At 74.1% G+C, this 8,668-nt stretch carries 7 protein-coding genes; 3 read left to right on the plus strand and 4 right to left on the minus strand.

Annotation, left to right across the window (positions count from 1 at the left end; translation table 11 throughout):
* Positions 1-61: 61 nt before the first annotated feature.
* The 3 genes from C1I97_RS24915 to C1I97_RS24925 all read right to left on the minus strand — a co-directional run bounded on the left by C1I97_RS24915 (position 62) and on the right by C1I97_RS24925 (position 3,604).
* Complete coding sequence (locus C1I97_RS24915) at positions 62-691, minus strand: TetR/AcrR family transcriptional regulator (RefSeq protein WP_111005417.1); 630 nt, start codon at positions 689-691, stop codon at positions 62-64.
* Positions 692-768: 77 nt separating this feature from the next.
* A complete protein-coding gene (locus tag C1I97_RS24920) occupies positions 769-2,853 on the minus strand; it encodes a YhgE/Pip domain-containing protein (RefSeq protein ID WP_111005411.1) in 2,085 nt (694 codons plus the stop codon).
* Positions 2,825-3,604 carry an ATP-binding cassette domain-containing protein gene (locus tag C1I97_RS24925; protein WP_111005412.1) on the minus strand — a complete coding sequence of 260 codons (780 nt, stop codon included), beginning with the start codon at positions 3,602-3,604 and terminating at the stop codon, positions 2,825-2,827. Before C1I97_RS24925 ends, C1I97_RS24920 begins: the two co-directional genes overlap by 29 nt.
* A gap of 162 nt (positions 3,605-3,766) precedes the next feature.
* On the opposite strand from C1I97_RS24925, the gene C1I97_RS24930 reads away from it, so the two are divergent.
* From C1I97_RS24930 to C1I97_RS24940, 3 genes are all read left to right on the plus strand, one after another.
* Positions 3,767-4,354: an SAV_6107 family HEPN domain-containing protein gene (locus C1I97_RS24930; protein WP_111005413.1), complete on the plus strand. Its 588-nt coding sequence runs from the start codon at positions 3,767-3,769 to the stop codon at positions 4,352-4,354.
* 221 nt (positions 4,355-4,575) lie between these two features.
* Positions 4,576-5,403: a methyltransferase gene (locus C1I97_RS24935; RefSeq protein ID WP_111005414.1), complete on the plus strand. Its 828-nt coding sequence runs from the start codon at positions 4,576-4,578 to the stop codon at positions 5,401-5,403.
* Between the two features lie 279 nt (positions 5,404-5,682).
* Entirely contained in the window at positions 5,683-6,072 is a 390-nt protein-coding gene (locus C1I97_RS24940; RefSeq protein WP_111005415.1) for a DUF3040 domain-containing protein, read from the plus strand.
* 211 nt (positions 6,073-6,283) lie between these two features.
* On the opposite strand, the gene C1I97_RS24945 is transcribed toward C1I97_RS24940, so the two are convergent.
* On the minus strand, positions 6,284-8,665 hold the full coding sequence (locus C1I97_RS24945; protein WP_111005416.1) for a transglutaminase TgpA family protein: 2,382 nt from the start codon (positions 8,663-8,665) through the stop codon (positions 6,284-6,286).
* Positions 8,666-8,668: the final 3 nt, after the last annotated feature.

The raw sequence follows: 8,668 nt of genomic DNA on the forward strand, positions 1-8,668 counted from the left end.
ACGCGCCGGTGCGCCGTGGCCCGCGGGGGACGCGGCCACGGCGCACCGGCGCGTCCCGTGCTCAGGGGCGGCCGCTCACCCGTCCCTGCAGCAGTCTGGACAGCGCCGCGTGCACGTCGTCCAGGGAGCGCTCCGGCTGGAAGGACTTCCAGTCCAGCGCGGCCACCAGCACCATGCCGACCAGCGCCGCCGCGGTGAGCGGCACGTCGAGCTCCTCGCTGAACTCGCCGTTCGCCACTCCTTCGCGCAGTACGCCCTCGACGACGGCGACCGCCTCCTGCCGTACCACCATGAGCGTGGACTGCCAGGCCCGGTTGGTGCGCCACAGCTCGGCCACGTACAGCTGGGTGAAGGACGGGTAGCGGTCGATGAAGACCAGCCCGGTGCGCACCATCGCGTCCAGGGCGTCGACCCGGCTGCCGCCCTCCCACGCGGTCCGCTCGGCCGCCTCCTTCAGGGAGGCCGTGAGCAGTCCCACTCCGTGCCGCAGCAGCTCCTCGAAGAGGACGGACTTGCTGGCGAAGTTGTAGTAGACCGTGCCCTTGGCGACCCCCGCCCGCTCGGCGATCTCGTCCACGGTGGTGGCGGAGAACCCCTGCTCGGCGATGAGCGTGACGGCCGCCTCGTAGAGCTTCTGCCGGGTGGCCTCGCGGCGGGTACGGCCGCCCGGCGTGGCGCTGCTGCGTTCCATGGCCCCGATTGTCACAGGTGCGGATGTCACAGGCGCGGACTCCTCGCAGGGTGCGGAAGGGGAGGTCAACGGCGGGATCACAGGCTCAGCTCCGGATGCAGCCGGTTCAGCGTCCACACCTGCCGGCGCCGGGCCGACAGGGCGGTCAGCGCGAGCGCGGCGGCCGTGAAGCCCGTCAGCACCGCACACGCCGGCCACACCGGGCCGAGGCCGCCGCCCGTGATCAGCCTGCGCAGGGCGTCGACGACGTAGCTCATCGGCAGGAAGGGGTGGATCGCGTTGAAGAAGTCCGGACTGGTCTGCACGGGGTACGTGCCGCCCGCGGACGTCAGCTGGAGCATCAGCAGGGCGAGGACCAGGATCCGGCCCGCCGGGCCGAAGCGGGCGTTCAGCCACTGCACGATCGCCGCGAAGCACGCCGCCACCAGGAACAGGAAGGCGATCGTGCCTCCCGCGCGTGTCATCTCCAGGCCGACCGCCCAGTGCAGCACCGCCATCAGGGCCGCCGTCTGCAGCACGCCGACCGCCACCACCGGCAGCCAGCCGGCCAGCGCGATCCGCCAGGAGGAGGCGCCCGCGGCGAGCGCGCGCCGGTTCATCGGCGGGATCAGCATGTACGCCACCATGGCGCCCACCCACAGCGACAGCGGGATGAAGTACGGGGCGAAACCGGTGCCGTAGTTCGGCGCGTGGTGCAGGTCCCGGGTGGCCAGCTGGACCGGGTCGGCCATGACGCCGGTGCGCCGGTCGCGGTCCTCCTTGTCGTAGTCGGGGATCCGCTCGGCGCCGTCGTGCAGCCCGCCGGCGAGCTTGCCGGAGCCGTCGACCAGCTTGTACATGCCGCCGTTGAGGTCGACGGCGCCCGCCTCGAGCCTGCCGACGCCCTTGTCGAGACCGCTCGCGCCGGTCCTGGCCGTGCCGATCCCGGCGTGCAGCTTCTTCGCGCCCGCGGCGACCTTGCCGGCGCCCTCGTTCAGCTTGTTGATCTTCTTGACGGCGTCGTCGAGGTCCTCGGACAGGTGCGGCGCGCGGTCGGCGAGCGCCTGGGCCTGCTTCTGGAGGGTGGCCAGGTGGGTGTCGAGCTTCTTCAGGTCGCCGTCGTTGTCCGCGACGAGGGTGTTGACGTCGTCGGCGATCCTCGCGACGTCGGCGGCGGCCTCCTCGGCCTGCTTCAGGTCCGCGCAGGCGGCGTCCGGCGGGGCCGGGTCGTCGCAGCGCCGGGCGTGGACGTCGTCGAGGACGGCCGAGGCCGCGTGGGCGCCCTCGGCGGCGTCCGGCGCCCGCTCGACCAGCGTGCCGAGGTTGCGGCGGATCGCCTTGGCCGAGTCGGCGACCAGCCGGGCGGAGTCGCCGATGGTCTTCTCGTTGTCCCTCAGGAACGGGCCCGCCGTGCCGTCGAGCGCGTTGATCCTGTCGGCCAGCGTCCGCGTACCGTCGGCGACCTGCCGGGAGCCGCTCTCCAGGTCGCTCGCCCCGGTGTTGAGCTTGGTCAGGCCCTTGGACAGCTCGGACGAGCCCTTCCTGGCCTCGGCCAGACCGTCGGCGAGGTCCTTGGAGCCCCGCTCGGCCTTGCCGATGCCGCCCTTGAGCCGGTCGGCGCCGTCGGCGGCCCTGGCCGTCCTGCCGTGGATGTCGGAGAACGACACGAAGATCTTGTCCAGGTAGGACCGGGAGGCCTTGGTGGACGCGGCGGTGCGCACCTCGCTGAACACCGTCCGGGAGATCTGCCCGACGATGTAGTTGTTGGCGTCGTTCGTACGGACCTGGAGCGCGCTGGTCTCGGGGGAGTCGCCCGCGCTGGAGGCGATCCGCCGGCTGAAGTCGGCCGGCATGGTCAGCGACAGGTAGTACGTGCCGTCCTCGACGCCCCGGCGGGCCTCGGCGGCGCTCACCTCGTGCCAGTCGAAGACCCTGCTCCTCAGCAGCTCCTCGGTGAGGTCGTCGCCGGCCGTGATCCTGCGGCCGTCGGCGGTGGCTCCCCGGTCGTCGTTCACGAGGGCCACGGGGACGCGGTCGAGGCGGCTGTACGGGTCCCAGAAGGACCACAGGTACAGCGCCCCGTACAGCAGCGGCAGCACCAGCAGGGCGACCAGGGCGGCGCGCGGCAGCCGGCCGCGGCCGAAGCGCCTGAGCTCAAGAGCGGCCAGTTTCGGCGAGCGCATCGGCCGCCTCCTTCGCTCGGTCGTGCGGTTCGTCTGCGGTGGGTTCGGGGGAGGGTCTGGTGGAGACGGTCACCGTGCCCTCCGGTGCCTCGCTGCACACCGCGAGCACGGTCGTCCCGGACTCGCTGATCGACCTCAACCGCGCCCAGACGGCGGCGCGTTCGGTGTCCGACAGCTTGAAGTCGGTGTCGTCGACGGCGAGCAGCCGCGGCCGGGACATGAGCGCCAGGGCGATCGACAGGCGCAGTTCCTCCGGGCGCTCCAGATCGCGTACGGCGGTGCGGTCGCCCTTGGGCAGGGCCGCGAGGTCGAGGCCGGCGGTGCCGAGTGCCGCGTCGATCAGCCGCTTCGCCTCGGCCCGGCGCTCGGCCCGGGGCCGCAGCAGGCCGCGCAGCGAGCCGCCGAACCGGCGCTGGAGCAGCGCCCGTTCGCGCAGGTGCTCGCCGACGGTCAGGGCCGGCTCGAGGTCGGTGACGCCCGCCACGTTGGCGAGCGCGGTGACGCGGCGCAGGGCGGACATGCGCCGGGGCGGTTCGAACTCGCCCACGCGGGCCACCCCCTCCGTGGGCCGCATCCGTCCGGTGAGCGCGAGCAGCAGGCACGTACGGCCGGAACCGGACGGGCCCTCCACAGCGATCAGCGCACCGGGCTCCGCGTCGAGGCCGATGCCGCGGAACGCCCAGCCGCGGGGTCCTCGCAGCCCGAAGTCGCGGGCGGTGACACCGAGGCCCTCTGCCGTGTGGTCGGGCACGGCTTGCCCTCCCCATGTTTTTGAACTGACTGGTCAGTGCAAAAAAGTACCCCGACCCTGCGATCGAAGCAAAAGGCCAGGTCAGAACGGATTGTCAGTGCCATACCCCACGATGTGCACATACGGCACCCGTGCCGTCATCCAGACGACAGGAGGTTCGTCATGGCCAACTCGTCCGCAGCCGCCGCGCATCGGCGCCGCGCCGCCGGCCCTGCCCCCTCACTGACCGGCCCGGCGAGCGACGTGCACCCCGTCCTGCGCCGCACCACGGCACCGCCCGCCGCCCTCGACCTGCTCGCCCAGGCCCGCGCGGGCCTGGAGGAGGCCACGGCCCTGCAGACCCCGAACGAGCGGTACGCGACGGCCCACCTCGCCGCCCTGCGCACCGCCGCCGCCGTGCTCGCCGCGCGGGGGCGCCCGGAGCCAACCCCCCGACGGCGGGCGCGCATCAGGAGCGCCTGGGAAGTGCTCCCCGAGATCGCGCCCGAACTCACCGAGTGGAGCGCGCTGTTCGCCGCGGGCGCCGCGCGCCGCGCCCGGGCCGAGGCCGGCATCCGGGGCGCGGCCGGCCACCGCGACGCCGACGACCTGATACGCGACGTGGCGATGTTCATCCGCCTCGTCGAGCGCATGCTCGCCCTCCAGCCGTCCCTGCCCCAGCCCCGCCGGAACACCGACACGGCGGACGAGCCGGGCGCCTCCCGGCGCCGGGCGGGCCCTGGCCCGCACGGTCTGCCGGACGCGGGCTGACAGGTCCAGGGGCGCGCCCGTACGGCGGTTGCCGCCACGGCGGCGCTCGCGGTGGCGTTCACGGCCGCGGAGACCGGCGGAGCCGAGCGGCAGGGCGGGCGCGGGAGGCAATAGGGTGGAAGACACCTGAAAGCCCTCCCGGTCCCCGTACCCCGGGCCGGGAGGGCAGACCGATCGCTCCGCCGGGCAAGAGGCGGTGCCGCGCCGAGGAGTCAACTGCCGTGTCGGACCCGATGCGCCCCCCCGTCTCCCACCACCACCCTCAGTCGACGTCGCTGCGCTCCGACCCCTCTCGCCCCCGCGCTTCTCTCCGTACCGCCGTGGTCTGGGAGGTCCTGAGGGACGCCCTGGACCGTCGGGTCAAGGCCACGGGCCGGGAGTCCCTGGACGTTCTCGACACCGGCGGCGGCAGCGGCAACTTCGCCGTGCCCGTCGCCCGTCTCGGCCACCGGGTCACCGTCGTCGACCCCAGCCCCAACGCCTTGTTCGCGCTGGAGCGCCGCGCCGCCGAGGCCGACGTGGCCGACCGGGTGCGGGGGGTGCAGGGCGACGTCCACGGCCTCTTCGACGTGGCCGAGCGCGGCGGCTACGACGTCGTGCTGTGCCACGGCGTCCTGGAGTACGTCGACGACCCCGCCGAGGGCGTGCGCAACGCGGTCGCCGCCCTGCGCGCCGAGGGCGTCGTCAGCCTGCTCGCCGCCGGGCTCGGCGGCGCCGTGCTCGCCCGCGCCCTGGCCGGCCACTTCAAGGAGGCCAGGCAGGCGCTCGGCGACCCCCACGGACGCTGGGGCGAGGGCGACCCGGTGCCGCACCGCTTCACCGCCGAGCAGCTCACCGCCCTCGTGGAGGGCGCGGGGCTGACCGTCGGCTCGGTGCACGGCGTGCGGGTCTTCGCCGACCTGGTGCCCGGCGTGCTCGTGGACACCGAACCCGGAGCGCTGGACGCCCTGCTGAAGCTGGAGGAGGCGGCGGCCGAGCTGCCCGCGTTCCACTCGGTGGCCACGCAGCTGCACGTGCTCGGCGAGACCCCGGGCGCCGCCGGGACCTGAGCCGCGGCCCGCGAGCGGGCCGCCGGTCCCCGTCCCGCGGGACATGGAGTGCGCCACAGGCCCCCCGGCCGACGGCTTTGCGCCGTATGATCGAAGGAGACCGTCCGGCATGACGGGCCGGCCGCCGGGGAATGGAAGCCTCAGCGAGCCGGGTCCGGCACATGGCGGGTTCCGGTTGGTCAATTGGCGCAGAGGGGCGGGTTTCACGGGGGCGATTCCCTGCCTATCCTGAAGGGACCCCCCGGGTCGCCCCGGCGACTGCACAATGAGGAGGACTCCGTGCCGCTCTCGGAGCACGAGCAGCGCATGCTCGAGCAGATGGAGCGAGCGCTGTACGCAGAAGATCCCAAGTTCGCGTCGGCGCTCGAGGGAAGCGGGCTGCGTACGTACACCCGGCGGCGGGTCTACCAGGCAGTCGTGGGCTTCCTCGTGGGTATCGCGCTCCTCATGGCAGGAATGGTCGCCCAGCAGATCTGGGTCAGCGTGGTGGGCTTCCTGGTCATGCTGGGCTGCGCCGTGCTGGCCGTGACCGGCTGGCGCAAGGCCCCCAAGCCGGGCGAGCAGGCCGTCGGCGGCCCGCACGCCCGCCGCCAGGCCCGGCCGAAGCGCTCCATGATGGACCGCATCGAGCAGCGCTGGCAGCGTCGCCGCGACGAGCAGGGCCGCTAGCCCGCCGATCACCCTTGGCTGTGGTGAGGGGGTGACCACCGACGGTGGTCACCCCCTCACGCGCGCCCGGAAAACCTCTTCCGCACCAGGGGCTGTCCGGCGGGCCGAGTCGCCGGAAGCCGGAAGCCGGCGGTCGGCGGCCGGCCCGGATGAGCTTGCCGGACCCCGCGTCTGCGGCACGATCCGCCGGACAGGCCCCGCTCCGGCCGCCTCAGCCCCGCTGACCCGACGGCCCCCGCAGGGTCGGCCGGGCGGCGGCGAGGCGGGAGCGGAGCGCGGTCCACCGGGCCGAGGCCGACCAGACCAGGCGCGCGGTCGATCGGGGGACGAGCGCGGCCCGCAGCCGGGTGCCGCGGGACGCCGTGTCCCGCAAGGCCCCGGTGACCTGACGGACATCCTCGGCGAGTCCCGCCACCGGGCGCGGGCGCGGTGCGTACAGGACCTGCTCCACGGCGTCCGCCAGGCGGTGCACCGAGGCCGCGGCCGCCGGGTCGAGGCGCCCGAGGCGCACGATCCGGGCGGCGGCCTGACGCGGAGTCCGCGACTCGTCCGGCGGGATCCCGAAGTCCCAGGCCGTGTCCGTCAGTTCCTGCCAGACTCCCAGGACGTGCGGCGCCGCGTCCGCCTCGCCGCGCCCGTGCGCGCCCAGCCGGACGGAGCGCATCCGCCTGCGCAGCAGCAGCGGTGACAGCGGCAGGGCGACGATCACCAGGCCGCCGAGCGCCCACCCCAGGACCGCGTACCACTTCGGGCCGTCGCCGTCGGAGGGCAGCACGGCCTGCGCGGACGGGCCTCCGCACTCCTGCAGCCGCCTCAGCTCCGGCGGGCAGCTCTGGTGCGCCGAAGGAGCGGCGGAGGGCGCCGTGCTCGCGTCCTGGGACGGCACCGCGGGGTCCTGCAGGCTGGTGTCCGGCGTCTCCGGCCGGCTGTACGACGGCACGGTGCCGCGCGTCGGAGTCGGCTCGAAGCGGGTCCAGCCGACGCCCTCGAAGTACAGCTCGGGCCAGGCGTGCGCGTCCTTCAGGCTCACTGCCACCGTGCCGTCGCCCTGCGGGGAGCCGGGCGCGAAGCCCACCGCGACCCGGGCCGGTATGTCCAGCGTGCGGGCCATCGCGGCCATCGCGAAGGAGAAGTGCACACAGAAGCCCTGCTTGTCCTTCAGGAACCGCGAGACGGCCTGCGGCCCGCTGCCCGTGTCGACCTGGGTGTCGTACTGGAAGCCGCCGTCGACGGCGAACCAGTCCTGCAGCTTGACCGCCTGCTCGTAGTGGTTCGACGCGCCCTCGGTGATCCGGCGTGCGGTCCTCGCGACGTCCGCCGGGAGCGACTTGGGCACCTTGGTGTACTCGCGCTTCAGGGACGGCGACGGGTCCGGCGCGGTCGCGAGCTGCTCCGCCGTCGGCCGCACCTGAAGGCTCTTCACCTGGTAGGTCAGTCCACGGGTGTTCTGCCCGTGGTCGCCGACGAGGGTCATGCCCACGGGTTCGTAGCGCCAACTGCCCTTGATGCGCACGCCGCTCGGCGGGTACGGCATCGGCAGCCAGTTCTGGTCGTACCAGTCGGCCGTCGCGATGTTCGTGGTGATCTGCCTGCGTTTGACGTCGCCGTCCAGACCGGTCGGAGCGGGGAACGGGTCGGGCACGCCGACGATGTGCCGCTGGGACGGCTTCCAGGTGGTGCCGTCGAAGTCGTCCAGGGACACGATCCGCACGTACAGGTCCGAGAGGTCGGGCGTGTCCGTGCGCAGGCTCATGACCGTGCGGTCCTCGTCGGCGTTCAGGCTGTCGCGCAGCGACACCAGTGGGTTCACCGCGGAGATCGTGCCGCCGTTGCCGCCTCGCGCGCCGACTCCGGTGCCGGTGGCGCCCAGCAGTCCGCCCTGCATGGCGGGCAGGGCGAGCGGCACGGCCAGGGCGATCCCCAGGGTGAGCGCGCCGATCCGGCGCCCGGTGCGCCCCGGCGCGGTCGCGCCGGCTTCCCGGGCCCCCGGGCGCGGCGCCCCGGCGAACACCCGCCCCCACTGCGAGATCCGGTCCCGGCCCTCGGCCAGCAGCAGCATCAGGTACCCGGTGGCGGCGACCAGGAACCACAGCCAGTCGGCGCCGCCCTCGGACAGGCCCGCCGCCACGGAGTACAGGGCGAGCAGCGGCAGTCCCGCGGGGGCCGCGCTGCGGAACGTCACCGCGAGGGTGTCCACGATCAGCCCGATCAGCAGCACGCCGCCGACGAGCATCAGCCGGATGCCGTCGGTCAGCGGCGCCGGGATGGCATACCGGGCGACGTCGTCCGCGCCCTGCCGCAGCAGCTCGGCCAGGTGACGGAGGGCCTCCGGGCCGGGGACCAGCCCGGCGAAGGCCTGCGTCCGGGCGAAGAGCAGGGTCAGCAGCATCAGCGCGACCAGGGCCTGCGCCGCCACGGTCAGCGGCCGCGCCAGCGGTATCCGCCGGGCCACCGTGCCGACGCCCGACTGCACCGCCAGCATCAGCGCGACCTGCACGATCCACGTCGCGGACGAAACCAGCGGCAGCAGCGCGCACGCCGCCATCAACGTGGCCACCGCGGCACGCAACGCCAACCGCGCCCGCCCGCTCATACC

This window comes from Streptomyces sp. NTH33 (assembly GCF_003236365.1).
In the GTDB taxonomy this organism is placed as follows: Bacteria; Actinomycetota; Actinomycetes; order Streptomycetales; family Streptomycetaceae; genus Streptomyces.